The sequence below is a fragment of the Amycolatopsis sp. NPDC006125 genome (assembly GCF_040614195.1).
Lineage (GTDB): Bacteria > Actinomycetota > Actinomycetes > Mycobacteriales > Pseudonocardiaceae > Amycolatopsis_E > Amycolatopsis_E tucumanensis.
Genome location: NZ_JBEXTZ010000145.1, coordinates 1 through 15376, shown reverse-complemented (window position 1 = coordinate 15376; position 15376 = coordinate 1). Strand labels below are relative to the sequence as shown.

The window sequence follows — 15376 nt, the reverse complement described above, 5'->3', positions numbered from 1 at the left end:
AACGCGGGGCCACCACACCACACCCGGACAGGGGGGGGGGGGGCCGTCCGCCCCGCCACCACGGTTCCACCGAGCACCAGCACCGTGAAGGGCGAGCGATGTACGAAAAGGACGGCGAGAAGTACTACGTGGTCGACGGGCACGTCCACATCTGGGACGGGCGGGCCTCGAACCACAAGAACGTGCACGGCAAGCAGTTCATCGACTGCTTCTACGACTACCACAAGAACCTGAGCCCGGAAGAGGTCGTCTGGGACTACGACACCTACACCTACTACGGCGCCGAACGCTTCATGAAGGACCTCTTCGGCGAGGGCTACGTCGACCACGCCATCTTTCAGGCCACACTGCTGAGCGACTTCTACCACAACGGGTTCGGCCAGACCGAGGAGGCGTTCGGGCTCACCCGGCAGCACCCGGACAAGCTGACCTACAACCACGCCTACGACCCGCGCCACGGCGAGGCCGGGCTGGCGCAGCTGCGCCGGGACGCGGAACGCTTCGGGCTCAAGGGCGTCAAGCTCTACACCGCCGAATGGCACGGCGACTCGCGCGGCTACAAGCTCGACGAGCCGTGGTCGCGCCGGTACCTCGAGGAGTGCCTGGAACTGGGGATCCGCAACATCCACGTCCACAAGGGACCGACGATCCGGCCGCTGGACCGGGACGCGTTCGACGTCGCCGACATCGACAAGGTCGCCACCGACTACCTCGACCTCAACTTCGTCGTCGAGCACGTCGGGCTGCCGCGGCTGGAGGACTTCTGCTGGATCGCCACGCAGGAGTCCAACGTCTACGGCGGGCTGGCGGTGGCGATGCCGTTCATCCACACGCGGCCGCGCTACTTCGCCCAGATCATCGGCGAGCTGCTGTACTGGATCGGCGAGGACAAGATCCTCTTCGGCAGCGACTACGCGCTGTGGACGCCGAAGTGGCTCGTGGAGAAGTTCGCCGACTTCCAGATCCCGGCGGACATGCCGGAGTACGCGCCGATCACCACCGACCAGAAGAAGAAGATCCTCGGCCTCAACGCGGCCGCGCTCTACGACCTGGACGTGCCGCGGCAGCTGCGCCTGCCGACCCAGGCCGGCGACGCCGACGCCGAGGTCGCCGCGGGAGCTGGTGCCCCATGACCCGGATGGCCGTGTCCGTCGAAGCCGAGGTGCTCGCGGCGCTGTCCACCGTGCTCGACCCCGAACTGGACGAACCGGTGACCGAGCTGGGTTTCGTCCGGTCCGTGGCGATCGACGACGACGGGGTGGAGGTGCACCTGCGGCTGCCCACGTCGTTCTGCGCCCCCAACTTCGCCTACCTCATGGTGGCCGACGCCTACGACGCGCTGGCCGCGGTGCCCGGTGCGGGCCGGGTGCGGGTGCTGCTCGACGACCACCACGACTCCGACAAGATCAACGCCGGTACCGCCGCCGGGCTCGGCTACGTCGGCACCTTCGGCGTGGAGGCGCAGGACAGCCTCGACGAGCTGCGCCGGACCTTCCAGCGCAAGGCCCACCTGGCCGCGATGGAGCGGTGCTGCCGGTCGGTGCTGGCCAGCGGGGCCTGGACGGTCGAGGAACTGCCGCTGCTGGAGCTGTTCGACCTGCCGGAGGGCCGCCTGAAGGCGGCCCTGATGCGGCGGCGGGAGGCCATCGGCCTGCCCAACCACTCGCAGGCGCGGGTGATGGTCGACCACGACGGGACGCCGGTCGCGCGCTCGGACGTGGCGCTGCGGTTGCGGCTGGCCACCACCACCCGCGTGTCCATCGAAGGCAACGCCCACTTCTGCCGGGGCCTGCTCGCCACCCGCTACGCCGGCGTCGATCCCGCCGGCTCCGCCCCGGTCGTCACCAACACCAGGAGCCACCCATGAAAGCCGCACAGGTCACCGGCTACCACTCGAACCTGGAACTGCGCGACGTGGAGGAGCCCAAGATCACCGGGCCGCTGGACGTCGTGGTCCGGGTGGGCGCGGCGGGCGTGTGCCGGACCGATCTGCACATCCTGGAAGGGCAGTGGGCGGAGAAGTCCGGCGTCGTCCTGCCCTACACGATCGGGCACGAGAACGCCGGCTGGGTGCACGCCGTCGGCGACGCGGTCACGAACGTGGCGGTGGGGGACAAGGTGATCCTCCACCCGCTGATCACCTGCGGCCTGTGCCGGGCCTGCCGGCTCGGCGACGACGTGCACTGCGAGAACTCGCGGTTCCCCGGCATCGACACCCACGGCGGGTACGCCGAATACCTGCTCACCTCGGCGCGGTCGTGCGTCAAGCTCGACGACAGCCTCGAGCCGGCCGACGTGGCCGCGCTCGCCGATGCCGGGCTCACCGCGCAGCACGCCGCCGCCAAGGTGGCGAAGGTGCTGCGGCCGGGGGAGGTGTGCGTGATCATCGGGGCAGGCGGTCTGGGCCACATCGGCATCCAGTGCCTGAAGGCGATGAGCGCGGCCACGCTCGTCGTCGTGGACCGCAACCCCGCGGCGCTGCGGCTGGCCGAGCAGGTTGGCGCCGACGTCACCGTGGTGGCCGATGGCGACCACGTGCCGGAGGTGCTCGACCTGACCGGCGGGCACGGCGCCGAGGCCGTGCTCGACTTCGTCGGCGAGGGGGGCTCGACGTCGGAGGGCGTGCGCATGCTGCGCCGCGCGGGCAACTACTACGTCGTCGGCTACGGCGAGAACCTCGACGTGCCGACCATCGACATCATCTCCACCGAGATCAACTTCATCGGCAACCTGGTCGGCTCCTACACCGACCTGCAGGACCTGATGGTGCTCGCCGCCCAGGGCAAGGTGAAACTGCACACCGCCCGCTACCGGCTGGAGGAGTTCCAGCAGGCCATCGACGACCTGAGCGCGGGCAAGGTCCGCGGCCGGGCGATCCTCATCCCCTGAACCGCGTGCTGTTCCCGGCACGGAAAGGAAGTAGGAATCATGGCGAAGCAGCTGCGGTTCAGCGTCGAGGCGCGGCGCCGGCTCGAACTCGGCGTCAACACGCTGGCCGACGCGGTCAAGGTCACCCTGGGCCCCAAGGGGCGCAACGCGGTGCTGGAGAAGCTGACCGGCCCGCCGACCATCACCAACGACGGCGTCACCATCGCCAGGGAGGTGCAGCTGGCGGAACCGTTCGCCAACATGGGCGCCCAGCTGGTGAAGGAAGTCGCGATGAAGACCAACGGGGCCGTCGGCGACGGCACCACCACCGCGACGGTGCTCGCCCAGGCGATGGTGCGGGAGGGGCTGGCCGCCCTCGGCGAGGGGGCGAACCCGATGCGGGTGCGCCGCGGTATCGAGGAGACCGTCGAGGCCGTCGTGGAGTACCTGCGCAAATCCGCTGCCCAGGTGTCGGGTGAGGCCGAGCTGGAGCGGATCGCCACGCTGGCGGCGAGCGACGACGAGCGCATCGGCCGCGTGATCGCCCAGGCGCTGGCCGCGGTGGGCCGGGAAGGCGTGGTCGAGGTGGAGGAGTCCGACGAGCCCGGCCTGGGGGTCGAGCTGGTGGACGGGATCGAGTTCGACCACGGCTACACCTCGCCGTACATGGTCACCGACCGGGATCGGATGGAGGCCGCCTACGACGATCCCGCGATCCTGCTGACCAACAAGAAGATCAGCCAGGTGCAGGACCTGATGCCGACCGTGGAGGCCGCCCGGCGGCTCGGCAGGCCGCTGGTGATCCTCGCCGAGAACGTCGACGGGCCCGCGCTGCAGATGATCCTCAGCGGGAACGTGCACGGCACCTACCCCGCGGTCGTGGTGCGCGCGCCCGGCTTCGGGCACCGGCGGGTCGCCGAGCTGGAGGACCTCGCCGCCGCGCTCGGCGGCCGGGTGGTCAGCGACGACTCCGGGCTGACCCTGGCCGAGGTCACCGAGGCCGACCTCGGCCGCTGCGAGCACATCACGATCACCGAGGACACCACGACGATCATCGGCGGGGCCGGCGACGAGCAGGCCGTGCGGGCGCGGATCGGCCAGCTGGACAAGCAGCTCAAGCGGGCCCGCATCGAGCACGACCAGGACAGCCTGCGGCTGCGCATCGCCCGGCTGTCCGGGCGCATCGCCGTCGTCCGCGTCGGCGCCGCCACCAGCGTCGAGCTCAAGGAGCGGATGCTGCGGGTCGAGGACTCGCTGGCGGCGGCGAGGGCGGCGCTGGAGGAGGGCGTGGTCGCCGGCGGCGGGGCGTCGCTGGCGCAGGCCGCGCGATGTGTGGACCTGGTCGGCCTCGACGGCGACGCGGCGCAGGGCCGCGAGATCGTGCGCCGGGCGCTGGGGGAGCCGTTGCGGTGGATCGCTGAGAATGCCGGTTACGACGGTGACGAGGTGCTGGCCCGGGTGTCCGCAATGGACAACGGCGGCGGGTTCGACGCGCTGACCGGCGAGTACACCGACCTGTTCGCCGCCGGGTTGGTCGACCCGCTCAAGGTGACCCGTTCGGCGCTGGAGAGCGCGGCGTCGATCGCGGCGCTGCTGATCACCACGGAGACCGCGATCGTGGAGGAGGTGCTGGTCAACCCCGGCGCGATCATCGCTCCGGGCGCCGGTGACCTCGCCGAGGGCATGGTTCGCCCGTCCAACATCTACTGAGTACGGCGACGGGGCCCCAGGCGTGCTGCGTGGGGCCCCGCTGCGTGCGTCAGCCGGCGACCGGTGCCTGTGCGCGGGCGTGCCGGAGGGCGGTACCGATGAGGTCCTCCGGTGCGCAGTGGACCTCGGCCAGCCCTGCCGCCACCGCCGCGAGCGGACGGTGACGAACCCCGTGCGGAGGCGCGGGCTGCACGATCCCGCCCGAAATGATGCGAGCGTCGGCGGCCTCCGCCAGGTGGTAGCCCGCGCCGACGGCGTCGCCGTTGAGGGCGGCCACGACGGGAAGCGGGTGGGCGCGCAGGGCCTCCAGCACCGGCGGCAGCCGGTCCAGCGCCGCGCTGTCCCCGGGCGCGACGTCCGCCGCGAAGACACCGTCCACGCCGGTCAGGACGATCGGATGCCCGGGCCCGATGTAGGCGAGAGCGGCGGCGAGCCCGTCGAGCAGTTCGGCGCTCAGCGGTCGTGGCGCCCGGAAGCGGACCACCACCGCTCCCGACTCGTAGTGCAGGTCCAGCATCGTCGCCTCCTGGAACGCTCGGGGTCCCCGTACGCTACTGGCGCGCGGCGGTTTCCCTTGTCTCACAATGAGACCGCCGCGCAGGGCCGGCTCTGGTGTGCTGGGGGCGAGTCAGGAGGGAAGAGGGGATGACGCTGAACGAGCCGATCGTCGAGGAGCCGCGCGGGGAGGAAGCCGCTGAGCGCCCGCACGGCGAGTGCCTGGAGCGGGCGCTCAGCGCACTGACCGGGTCCGGCTGGCGGATCGACCCGGCGGGGGCCGAGCACCCCCGCCGGTGAGGCCGGTTCCGCACAGCTGCCGGGTCGAGCCGATGCTGAGCTGAGCGCCGCCCCACCGGCAACGTCAGTCCCGCACGGCCATCTCGCCGAGCGGGGACCAGTCGTCCTGGTCCAGGACCGTGTTCACGATCCGCGGTGTCTCGGCGAGGTGCCGGGGAAGCGTCTCCTGAGCGGCCCGGAAGTGCGTGGACCGCACGTGCCTGGCCCCGGCGTCGGCGTCCCGGAACGCCTCCACCAGAACGTACTCGGCCGGGTCGTCGAGGCTGCGGGACCACTCGAACCACAGGCACCCCGGCTCGGCGCGGGTCGCCGCGGTGAACTCCCGCGCGATGTCCGGCCACCGGTCGGCGTGCTCGTCCTTGACGCGGAACTTGGCCGTGATGAAGATCATCCGTTGCTCCTTCGTGCCACAGTGTCCCGGTTGGTGTAGCACCCGGAACTCCCGCGAGCTGTCTCGATCTGAGACCGGAGCCGTTGCTTGGCGAACTTCCCGGTCGCCGTCTTGGGGATCTCGTCGCAGAAGAACACCTCGTCGGGCAGCCACCAGGACGCCACGCGGCCCCGCAGGTGGTCCCGCACCTCCTCGGCGGTGAGCGTGGCCCCGGCGGCCGGCACCACGCAGGCCAGCGGGCGCTCGCCCCACTTGTCGTCGGGCACTCCGATCACCGCGGCTTCGGCGACCCCGGGGTGCGCCATGATCGCGTTCTCCAGCTCCACCGAGGAGATCCACTCGCCCCCCGACTTCACGAGGTCCTTGGTGCGGTCGACGATCCGCACGTATCCGTGCCGGTCGATCGTCGCCACGTCCCCGGTGCGCAGCCACCCGTCGGCGGTGAAGGCGTCCGCCCCGTCGCGCGACCCGAAGTAGCCCGAGGCGATCGTCGGGCCGGCGGCCTGCAACTCGCCCGGCGTCTGCCCGTCCCACGGGGCCTCCTGCCCGTCGTCGCCGACGATGCGGACCTCGGTCAGCGGCACGGCGGGCCCCGGGGTGGCGAGCAGCGCCCGCCGCTGTTCGCCCGGGTCGTCGTCGTGCACGGTGGCGATGCGGGAGGTGGTGACCACCGGGCTGGTTTCGGTCATGCCCCAGGCGTTGGTCAGCGGCAGCCCGATCGCGTCCTGGTAGGCGCGGGTGAGCGCCTCGTCGACCGCGCCCCCGCCGGACACGATCTGGCGGACCGAGGAGAAGTCGTGCTCGCCGAGCAGGGGCACCAAGCCACGCCAGATCGTGGCGACCGCGGCCCCGAACGTGACCCGGTGGCGGGCGAGCATCCCCGCCAGTTCCGGCGGGGACATCGCCGGCCCGGGCAGCACCAGATCGGCCCCGCACAGCATGGCCGCGTAGGGCAGGCCCCACGCGTTGACGTGGAACATCGGCACGATCGGCATCACCACGTCGCGCTCGCTGATGCCGAAGGTGTCCACCATCAGCAACAGCGCGGCGTGCAGCACCACCGACCGGTGGCTGTAGAGCACGCCCTTGGGATCGCCGGTGGTGCCCGAGGTGTAGCACAACGCGGCCGCGGTGTTCTCGTCGTCCACAGTGAACTCGCGGGCGGTGTCGCCGGCCCGGGCCAGGAGCTCCTCGTAGTCGTGGATGCGGTCGTCGTCGGGGATTTCGGCGTCGCTCCCGTCGTCCATCACCACCACCGCCCGCACCGTGGTGAACGTGCCCACCAGCGGCCAGACGGCGGGCAGGATGGAGCGGTCGACGAACAGCACGTCGTCGGCGGCGTCGTTGACGATGTAGGTGATCTGCTCGCCGAACAGCCGGTGGTTGATCGTGTGCAGCACCCGCCCGGTGCAGGGCACGGCCAGGTAGAGCTCGACGTGCCGGTGGCTGTTCCACGCGAACGTGCCCACCCGGGCGCCGGCCGGGACGCCGAGCTCGTCGAGGGCGGCGGCCAGCCGCCGCGTCCGCGCGCACACCTGCGCCCAGGTCGTCGTGGTCTCGCCGCCGACCCGCCCGGACACCACGGTCTTGTGCCCGAAGAGGCGTTCGACGCGCCGGAACACGTGCGGCAGGGACAGGGGACGGTCTTGCATCAAGCCGAGCATGGGGATCTTCCTGTGTCGGGGTCAGCGGGTGCAGGCGAAACTCGACGCGCGGTCCGGGTCGCCCGCGCGGTACTCCGGCCACTCCGGGTACTCGCACAGGGGACGGGTGCGCTGGTGGCGTGTGTCGGTGACGACCGGGTCCACCGGCGACTGTCCTCTTTCGACCCAGCGTTCGAGCGCGGACAGCGAGTCCCAGCCCGCGGCGAAGGCCGGCGTGCCCGCGTTCGCGTGGTTGGCTCCGGGCACCACGTAGTACCGCAGGAACCCGTCCGTGGTCCGCGGGCCGAGTTCCGCGCGCACCCGCCGGTAGTAGTCGCTCGTCGACCGGTCCGAGACCAGCTCGTCCGCGGCGCCGTGCAGCAGGATCAGCTTGCCGCCGTGGGCCGCGAAGCGGCGCAGGTCCACGTCGTTGCGGTCCTGGATCTCCGACAGCCTGCTGATCCGGTCCAGCCACGGCCCGGGGTCGCGGGGGTCCACGGCGAGCGGGTCGTGGCCGGGGTCGCGGGTCAGGAAGTACTTGACCCACTGGTCCCAGTACTGCATGCCGTAACCGCTGGTCAGCGGCATCGGGTTGGCCGGCGCGGTGGTGCCGAACCCGAGGAACGGGGTGCGCATGTCCGCGCCGGAGAGGAACGGGAAACCGGGGTAGCCGGTTTCGCCGCTGGCGATCCGGTACGGCCACTCGAACCGGGTGGACATGGCGGTCACGGCGGCGATCTGCGCATCCGACAGGCACCCCGGCCTGGTGTCCGCGCCGTCCGGGCAGCGCAGCGTGCGCGGGTCGAAGTGACAGCCGCCCGGGTTCGACACGACCCCGTCCGCGACGCCGTCCAGGCCGTCGCACGCGCCGATGACGCTGCTGTAGAGGAGCGTCTGCTTGTCCGGCCCGGGAAACGCGCCGGGGCGGGACAGGATCTGTGTCAGGTGCCCCAGGTACAGGACCTCGGCGAGGTTGTTCCAGGCGGGGTAGGCGGAAATCACGCCGTCGAACGCTTCCGGCCACCGTTGCGCGACGACGAGGGCTTCACGGCCGCCGGTGGAACCTCCGGCGAAGTAGACCTCGGCGGGCTTCGCGCGGTAGGCCTGCCGGATGAGGTACCGGCTGGCGTCGTGGGTCTTCTTCAGCGCGTCGCCGGCGGCGAAGTTGCGCAGCGCCTCGTCGTTGACGCCGAACGACCCGTCCAGCGACGGCAGAGCGGCCGGGCCCTGCTGGTGGCCGGAGTCGCTGGCGAACGTGGCGTACCGCCGCGCGAGTGGCGCCGGCTGGTCGGCGGGGCCGAACGGCACGTTCGCCGTCAGGTCCGGGATGGTGCCGTTGTAGCCGCCACCGCCGAACATGATCGCCTTGTGGTTCCAGCCGGACGGCAGGGCCACGCGCATCTTGATGGCGGGCGCGGCGGGGTCGACGGGGAAGATGTCGGCGTCGACCCGGCAGTACTCGATCGTCTCGCCGCTGACCACGCTGGTCGTGACGGCCGCGGCCGTCACCCGCCCGCCGGAGGTCGGCAGGCTCATCGCCGAGGCCGGGATGTCCATTCCTGCCAGCGGCGCGCACACCGGCGTCGACGGCGGGGCGGCGGTCGCCGCGGGGGATCCGGTCGCCAGCAGCACGAGGGCCGCGGGCACGGCTGTCCAACGCGAGGTTTTCATGCCGTCCTCGTTTCAGCGGTAGAGGTGCGCGCCGGGCACGGCGTGCGGATCTTCGCGGACCTGGGCGGGGTTCGTCTCGGGCAGGAACCACGCGCTGACGAAGGTGATCAGGCCCATGAGCGCGATGTAGGCGGCGACCGGCAGGGTGCTCCCGGTCTGCGCGATGAGCGCGGTCATGAGGAACGGCGTGCCACCGCTGACGATGATCGCGGAAAGCTGATAGGCCAGCGACGCGCCGGAGTAGCGGACGTTGGGCGCGAACAGCTCGCCGAGGAAGCTCGCGATCGGGCCGTAGGTGAGGCACTGGAACACGAAACCCACCACCACCGCGACGAAGATCAGCGGCAGTGACGCGCTGTCGACGAGCCAGAAGTACGGGAAGGCCCAGACCGCGACGCCCAGCCCGCCGATCAGGATCAGCGGCCGCCGCCCCACCTTGTCCGAGAGGTGACCGGACCACGGGATCGTCACCAGCATCGCCACGGAACTGGCCAGCACGACCGCGAGCAGGGGGTTGCGCTCCAGCCCGAGCGAGCCGGTGCCGTAGCTCAGCAGGCCGGAAATGCTGACGTAGAACAGGCTGTTGGTGGCCGAGAGGATCCCGCAGCCGAGCAGGATGGTCCCCCACTTGGTTCGCACCACCTGCGCCAGCGGCGCCCGGACCACCGCTTTTTCGGGCCGCGACGCCGCCTGCTGCAACTCGCGGAACTCCGGCGTGTCCTCCACTTTGGTCTGGATGTAGAGGACGACCACGAACATCACGACGCTCACCAGGAACGGGATGCGCCAGCCCCAGCTGAGGAAAGCGTCGTCCGGCATCAGGCTGCTGGCCGCCACGAAGATCAGGTTCGAGATGATCACCGCGACGGGCACGCTGGTCTGCCCGAAGGTCCCGGCGAAGCCGCGTCGCTTCGCGCCCGCGGATTCGGTGAGCAGCAGCACGATCCCGCCCCACTGGCCGCCCGCCGCGAGCCCCTGGACGAACCGCAGCACGACCAGCAGCGTCGGGGCCAGCGCGCCGATGCTGGCCGCGCTGGGCAGGCACCCGATCAGGAAGGTCGCCGCGCCCATCAGCGCAAGGCAGGTGACCACCACCGGTTTGCGCCCGTACTTGTCGCCGAGGTGCCCGGCGAGCACCCCGCCGATGGGGCGGGCCACGAAGCCGGCCCAGAAGGTGCTGAAGGCGAGGAGGGTTCCGGTCAGCGCCGAGGAGTGCGGGAAGAACACCTTGGGGAACACCAGCGCCGCCGCGGTGCCGTAGAGGAAGAAGTCGTACCACTCGATCGAGCTGCCGATGAGCCCCACCGCCAGCAGTTTGCGGAAGGACCGGCGCGGGGCCGTGGGCGTGCCGGAGCCGAGTTGTCCGGGCTGTCCGTCGGGTTGCGCGAGCGGGGTTGCCATACATGCCGCCTTCGTTGGGAGCACGGGTGATGGCGGTCAGGTTAGGTGCGCCACTGCCGGGTGGTTGAGGTGTGTATCATCCACACCTCACGCCGTTCTGGTGGTTCTTTCTTCCATCTGGCGCGGAGGAGGTATGGCACTGTGGCCGGCGACCCCGCGGGCGAATCGCACCCGCTCATGCGCCGTCAGCGCGAACTGACGTCCCTGTACGCGACCGCCAAGTCGCTCACCGCGCTGGGCGAGCTCGACGAGGTGCTGCGCTCGATCGTCCGGCACGCCCACGACCTGATCGGCACGGACTTCACGTACCTGTCGCTGGTCGGCGCGGACGGGAGGCTGTCGGCCAGGGCGTCGGAGGGGACGATCTCCGCGTCGTTCCTGGCCGCGTCCATTCCCGCGAACGTGGGGCTGGGCGGCAAGGTGCTGGCGTCCCGCAGCCCGCACTGGGTGCGCGACTACGCCGCGGCCACCAGCATCGCCCACGACCCGGACTTCGACCGTGTGGTCGGCCCCGAGGGGCTCGTCGCGCTGCTCGGTGTGCCGCTGGTGATCCGGGGCGAGGCGGTGGGCGCCCTGTTCGCCGCGGACCGGTCCGAGCGGTCCTTCCAGGCCGAGGAGATCGCCCTGCTGAGCGCGTTCGCCGATCACGCCGCGGTCGCGCTGGACAACGCCCGGCTCTACGACGCCAGCCGGACCGCCCTGCAGGAGCTGCGGATCGCGTACCGGAAGATCGAGGAGCACGTGGCCGTCATGGAGCGGGCGCAGGCGAGCCACGAAGCCCTCACCGGCGTGGTGCTGGAGGGCGGGACGCCCGGCGACGTCGTGCAGCTCCTCGCCGATCAGCTCGGCGGCAGTGTCACGCTCCTCGACCGGGCCGGTGTCGCGGTCGTCCGCGGGGACTCGGCGGCGGACCCGTGCCGGTCTCCCGCCGGGGACGACCTGGCCGAGGCTTTCCGGAACGCGCAGCGATCGGGCCGGTGCACCACGTCGGTCGACGGCGCGGGCGTCGCCCACAGCGTGGCGTCGATCCAGGCCGGCGACAGCTTCCTCGGCGCGCTGGCGTGGAGCCGGGCGGCAGGCGGCGACCGCGGTGTCCGGGACGACATGGACGTGCGCACCCTGGAACGGGCCACCCACATCCTGGGGCTGCTCATCCTCAAGGAACGGGCCGTCGCCGAGGCGAGCGAGCGGCTGAGCGGGGAGCTGCTGACCGAGCTGATGGTCGGCAGCCCCGGGACCAGCGCGGCCCAGCGCACCCGCGCCCGGGCCCGCAACATCGACGTCGACCGGCTGGACCTGGTCCTCGTCGCCGACTCCGCCGCGCTGTCGTCCACCGAGCTGTCGCGGCACCTGCACGACATCGCCAGGGACCGCGCCGGACTCGCCGGTGAGCACCTGGGCCGGGCCACCATGATCCTGCCCAGCGCCGACGACGACCGGACCGTCGAGGAGGTCCACCGGCGCCTGCGCCGCGCGGCGGGCGCGCCGGTCACGGTCGTGGGGGAGCGGGCGGTCAACCAGGACTGGGCCCGCGCCTTCTCACTGGCCGGCCGCTGCAGCGCGGTGGTGCGCGCGCTGGGGCACACGGACCTGGGCGCCACCACGGCGCGCTACGCCCTCTACGCCATGGTTTTCGACACCGAACGGGTCCGCGACCTCGACCGGTTCGTCGCGGGCACGATCGGCCCGCTGCTGGACTACGACCGCCGGCGCGGCACGGACCTCGTCGGCACGCTCGACGCGTACTACGCCAACCGCGCCAACGTCGCGGCGACCGCGCGGGCGCTGCACCTGCACGTCAACACCCTGCTGAAGCGGCTGGACCGGGCCGGCGAGCTGCTCGGCGTCGACTGGCGCCAGGAGGACAACCTGGAACTCCAGCTCGGGCTGCGGCTGCACCGGCTGCGAGCGGTCACGCCCGGCCCGGCGTGAGGCGCCGCCGTTGGCGAGTCATGCGTCCTCGTCGAGCAACGTGCCGAGCTTCGCTTCCGCGATCACGAAGAGGGCGTCCAGCGACTGGGGTTCCACCCGCAACCGGGCAGCGATCCGTGACCGCGGAACGCCGGCGTCGCGCAGCCGCAGCGCCTGGGCGTAGACCTCCGGCAGCCGCGCGATCGCCGCGTCCCGTGTGGACGGTCGCCCGCCCGCACGGGATCCCCTCGCGGCGTTGTCCACTGCCGGCTCAGCTGCCCGGTTCGGCGATGCTCACGCCGTGCCGGCGGGTCACCTCCAGCAGCCGGGGCAGGACCTCCTCGAGGGGCCGGTCCGCCGGGACGGTCGCGGCGAAGTCGGCGAAGAACCGGCCCGCGCCGTCGCCGGTGGTGACCGCCAGCAGCCGCGCGTTCTCGGTGGTCACTTCGAAGGTGAAGGCGCACTGCGCGGGGATCGTGACGGCCGCGCCCGGCCCGAGGTCGTGGGTCTCGCCATCGGCGTGCACCGTGACCGCGCCGTCGAGGACGTACATCGTCCCCGCCCACGGCGACCGGTGCGGCGGCGCCGCGGGCGCCCGGGGTGCGTCGACCTCGAACACCTCGTACACACCACCGGTGTGTTCGGCTCCGGCTTTGACCGTGTGGATCCCGTCGCTCATGGCGAGGGGGAGGCCCTCACCGGGCCCGGATAGGTGAATCTTGCCGTTCATCACGCCTCCCGGTCGGTGATCAGTGCCAGCGCGCACCCGGCGAACCCCGCGGTCAGGACGAGCCAGGCGATCAGCGCCGCGACCCCGGAGCCGGAGAACCACGAGACCGGGATGGCAACCGCCGCCACGACGAGCGCGACACCGGCCCACGGCGGGGCCGCGTGCCCGCGCACGATGGCGGCGCCGAGCAGGATCAGCCCGAGGAGCCCGGCGAAGAAGACGAAACCGAGAATCCCCGACGGGATGTCGTCGGCCGTGTCCATCATGGTCACTGCGGTCGGCACCGGCACGCCGCTCTTGAGCGCGACGTAGGCCAGCGCCTCGGTGTCCAGAGCGCTCGGGATCGCCGTGCCGAACGCGAGCACCGTGCCCGCCAGTCCGAGCCTGGGCGAGTTGCGCCGGGCCACGCGGCCTGCCGTGAGCACGGCGGGCGCCCACAACAACGCCGACACCGCGCCCAGCCAGGCCTGCGTGGGGTAGCCGTCGAGGTCGGCGGCGATCCGCTGCGCGATGGCGGTGTTGCTGGTGCCGGTGATGTCCAGGTCCAGCGCCAGGCCGGCGGCGATCAGCAGCGGGGCCAGCACCGCGGCCACACCCATCAGGTACCTCGCCACCGGCGGCAGGTACAGGCCGGACCGGGGCTCGGTGTTCACCGCAACCATGCCGTCCCTCCTTTCGGGAACGCGGAACCATGCCGCGCCCAGCCTGATCCCCGCGCCGGCGGAGCACACGAGTAGTGCGCTACTCGGATATCGCCCGCCGGGTGGAAGACGCCGGGGACGGTGACCGTCTACCGTCCCGTGTCGTGGGCCTGAACTGGCCGTTGACCGGCCGGGCTGAGGAGCTGCGGTTCGTCGACGCCGTGGTGCGGCGCGGCGCGGGGAACGGCGTGGTGCTGGCCGGTGCGGCCGGGGTCGGCAAGACCCGCTTGGCACGGGAGGCGCTGGCCGCCGCCGGCAGGCGGCACGCCGGAACGGTGTGGATCGCGGCGACCGCGTCGGCCCGTGCCGTGCCGCTCGGGGCGTTCGCCCCCGTGCTGACCGGGGTGCGCGGCGACGCGACCCAGCTGCTCCGCCAGGCCACGGAGGCGCTCACCGGGACCGGCCGTGGCGGTGTCGTGCTGGGCGTGGACGACGCCCATCTCCTGGACCCGCTGTCCGCGTCGCTGGTGCACCAGTTCGTGCTGCGCCGCGTCGCCACGGTGGTGCTCACGGTCCGCAGCGGTGAACCGGCGCCGGACGCGGTGACCGCGCTGTGGAAGGACGGTCACCTGGAGCGGCTGGAGGTCCAGCCGCTGTCGGAGGCCGAGACCGTGGCCCTGCTGGAGGCGGTGCTCGGCGGTCCGGTGGACAGCGCCGGCGCGGCCCGGCTGTGGACGCTGTGCCGCGGCAACGCGCTCTACCTGCGCCAGCTCGTCGACGGCGAGGTGGCCGGTGGTGGCCTGCGCGTGGTTCGCGGGGTGTGGCGCTGGTCGGGCCACCCCGCCCTGTCGCCGGGCCTGGCCGACCTGGTGACCACCCGCATGGGCCGGCTGTCCGGCGCGGTCCGCGACGTGGTGGACGTCCTCGCGCTCGGCGAGCCACTCGGCGTCCCCCTGCTCACCGCCTTGACCAGCGCCGCGGGCGTGGAGCAGGCCGAAGCGGAGGGCCTGGTCGCCGTGGAACCGGACGGGCGCCGGCTGGAGGCCAGGCTCGCGCACCCGCTCTACGGCGAGGTGCGCCGCGAGGCGCTGGGCGTGCTGCGGGCGCGGCGGCTGCGCGGCCGGATCGCCCAGGCGATCGAGGACACCGGAGCCCGGCGCGCCGACGACACGATGCGGCGGGCGGTGCTCGTCCTGGACTCCGACCTCGATCCGGACCCCCGGCTGCACACGCTCGCCGCGCAGCGGGCCATCGCGCTGCTCGACGTCCCGCTCGCCGCCCGGCTGGCCCAGACGGCCGTGGACGCCGGAGGTGGATTCGAGGCGCGGCTGACGCTCGGGTTCGCGCTGTCCTGGCTGACCCGCGGGGACGAGGCGGAGGCCCGGTTGTCCGCGCTCGCCCCGCTCGCCGCCGACGACTCCCAGCGCAGCGTGGTCGCCGTGGCCCGCGCGGGGAACCTGTTCTTCTCCTGCCGTCGCCCGGCCGACGCCGAGGCCGTCCTGGACCGGGCGGAGGTCGCCGTCGGCCGGCCCGGGGCACTGGCGCCGATCCTGGCGATCCGCGCGCTCTTCCACGCGGCCGCGGTCTCGATCGCCTCCCGCGATCGTCCCGCGGC

15 protein-coding genes are annotated in these 15376 nt (G+C 72.3%); 7 read left to right on the top strand and 8 right to left on the bottom strand.

What is annotated here, in order from left to right; genetic code table 11:
- Positions 1-98: 98 nt before the first annotated feature.
- The 4 genes from ABZ193_RS40305 to groL are packed head-to-tail and all read left to right on the top strand — an operon-like array spanning position 99 to position 4578.
- The gene (locus tag ABZ193_RS40305) at positions 99-1133 is read left to right on the top strand and encodes an amidohydrolase family protein (protein WP_354713989.1); all 1035 of its coding nucleotides are present in this window, start codon (positions 99-101) and stop codon (positions 1131-1133) included.
- Positions 1130-1867 carry an iron-sulfur cluster assembly protein gene (locus tag ABZ193_RS40300; protein ID WP_354713987.1) on the top strand — a complete coding sequence of 246 codons (738 nt, stop codon included), beginning with the start codon at positions 1130-1132 and terminating at the stop codon, positions 1865-1867. Before ABZ193_RS40305 ends, ABZ193_RS40300 begins: the two co-directional genes overlap by 4 nt.
- Positions 1864-2889 (top strand): NAD(P)-dependent alcohol dehydrogenase, encoded by a 1026-nt coding sequence (locus ABZ193_RS40295; protein ID WP_354713986.1) that lies wholly within the window; start codon positions 1864-1866, stop codon positions 2887-2889. Before ABZ193_RS40300 ends, ABZ193_RS40295 begins: the two co-directional genes overlap by 4 nt.
- Before the next feature lie 39 nt (positions 2890-2928).
- Positions 2929-4578: a chaperonin GroEL gene (gene groL, locus ABZ193_RS40290; protein ID WP_354713984.1), complete on the top strand. Its 1650-nt coding sequence runs from the start codon at positions 2929-2931 to the stop codon at positions 4576-4578.
- A 49-nt stretch (positions 4579-4627) separates the two neighbouring features.
- Here the strand turns inward: groL and ABZ193_RS40285 are convergent, their stop codons facing one another.
- The gene (locus ABZ193_RS40285) at positions 4628-5095 is read right to left on the bottom strand and encodes an enoyl-CoA hydratase-related protein (RefSeq protein ID WP_020419352.1); all 468 of its coding nucleotides are present in this window, start codon (positions 5093-5095) and stop codon (positions 4628-4630) included.
- Positions 5096-5223: 128 nt separating this feature from the next.
- On the opposite strand from ABZ193_RS40285, the gene ABZ193_RS40280 reads away from it, so the two are divergent.
- Positions 5224-5373: a hypothetical protein gene (locus tag ABZ193_RS40280; RefSeq protein WP_354713982.1), complete on the top strand. Its 150-nt coding sequence runs from the start codon at positions 5224-5226 to the stop codon at positions 5371-5373.
- Between the two features lie 64 nt (positions 5374-5437).
- On the opposite strand, the gene ABZ193_RS40275 is transcribed toward ABZ193_RS40280, so the two are convergent.
- The 4 genes from ABZ193_RS40275 to ABZ193_RS40260 are packed head-to-tail and all read right to left on the bottom strand — an operon-like array spanning position 5438 to position 10479.
- On the bottom strand, positions 5438-5764 hold the full coding sequence (locus tag ABZ193_RS40275; RefSeq protein WP_354713980.1) for a putative quinol monooxygenase: 327 nt from the start codon (positions 5762-5764) through the stop codon (positions 5438-5440).
- Positions 5761-7416, bottom strand: coding sequence for a long-chain fatty acid--CoA ligase (locus ABZ193_RS40270; protein WP_354713979.1), 1656 nt, complete (start codon positions 7414-7416; stop codon positions 5761-5763). The genes ABZ193_RS40275 and ABZ193_RS40270 overlap by 4 nt, the downstream gene beginning before the upstream one ends.
- A gap of 33 nt (positions 7417-7449) precedes the next feature.
- Entirely contained in the window at positions 7450-9078 is a 1629-nt protein-coding gene (locus tag ABZ193_RS40265; protein ID WP_354713977.1) for a tannase/feruloyl esterase family alpha/beta hydrolase, read from the bottom strand.
- Positions 9079-9090: 12 nt separating this feature from the next.
- Positions 9091-10479, bottom strand: coding sequence for an MFS transporter (locus ABZ193_RS40260; RefSeq protein ID WP_354713975.1), 1389 nt, complete (start codon positions 10477-10479; stop codon positions 9091-9093).
- 141 nt (positions 10480-10620) lie between these two features.
- On the opposite strand from ABZ193_RS40260, the gene ABZ193_RS40255 reads away from it, so the two are divergent.
- Positions 10621-12411, top strand: coding sequence for a GAF domain-containing protein (locus tag ABZ193_RS40255; RefSeq protein ID WP_354713973.1), 1791 nt, complete (start codon positions 10621-10623; stop codon positions 12409-12411).
- A gap of 18 nt (positions 12412-12429) precedes the next feature.
- On the opposite strand, the gene ABZ193_RS40250 is transcribed toward ABZ193_RS40255, so the two are convergent.
- From ABZ193_RS40250 to ABZ193_RS40240, 3 genes are read right to left on the bottom strand one after another with little or no spacing between them, the layout of a single operon-like run.
- Positions 12430-12654 (bottom strand): hypothetical protein, encoded by a 225-nt coding sequence (locus tag ABZ193_RS40250; RefSeq protein ID WP_237339272.1) that lies wholly within the window; start codon positions 12652-12654, stop codon positions 12430-12432.
- A 7-nt stretch (positions 12655-12661) separates the two neighbouring features.
- Positions 12662-13069 carry a cupin domain-containing protein gene (locus ABZ193_RS40245; protein WP_354713971.1) on the bottom strand — a complete coding sequence of 136 codons (408 nt, stop codon included), beginning with the start codon at positions 13067-13069 and terminating at the stop codon, positions 12662-12664.
- A gap of 50 nt (positions 13070-13119) precedes the next feature.
- A complete protein-coding gene (locus ABZ193_RS40240; RefSeq protein WP_354713969.1) occupies positions 13120-13782 on the bottom strand; it encodes a hypothetical protein in 663 nt (220 codons plus the stop codon).
- A gap of 143 nt (positions 13783-13925) precedes the next feature.
- Here ABZ193_RS40240 and ABZ193_RS40235 point away from each other — a divergent pair.
- A partial coding sequence (locus ABZ193_RS40235; protein ID WP_354713967.1) for an AAA family ATPase occupies positions 13926-15376 on the top strand: 1451 nt, incomplete at its 3' end.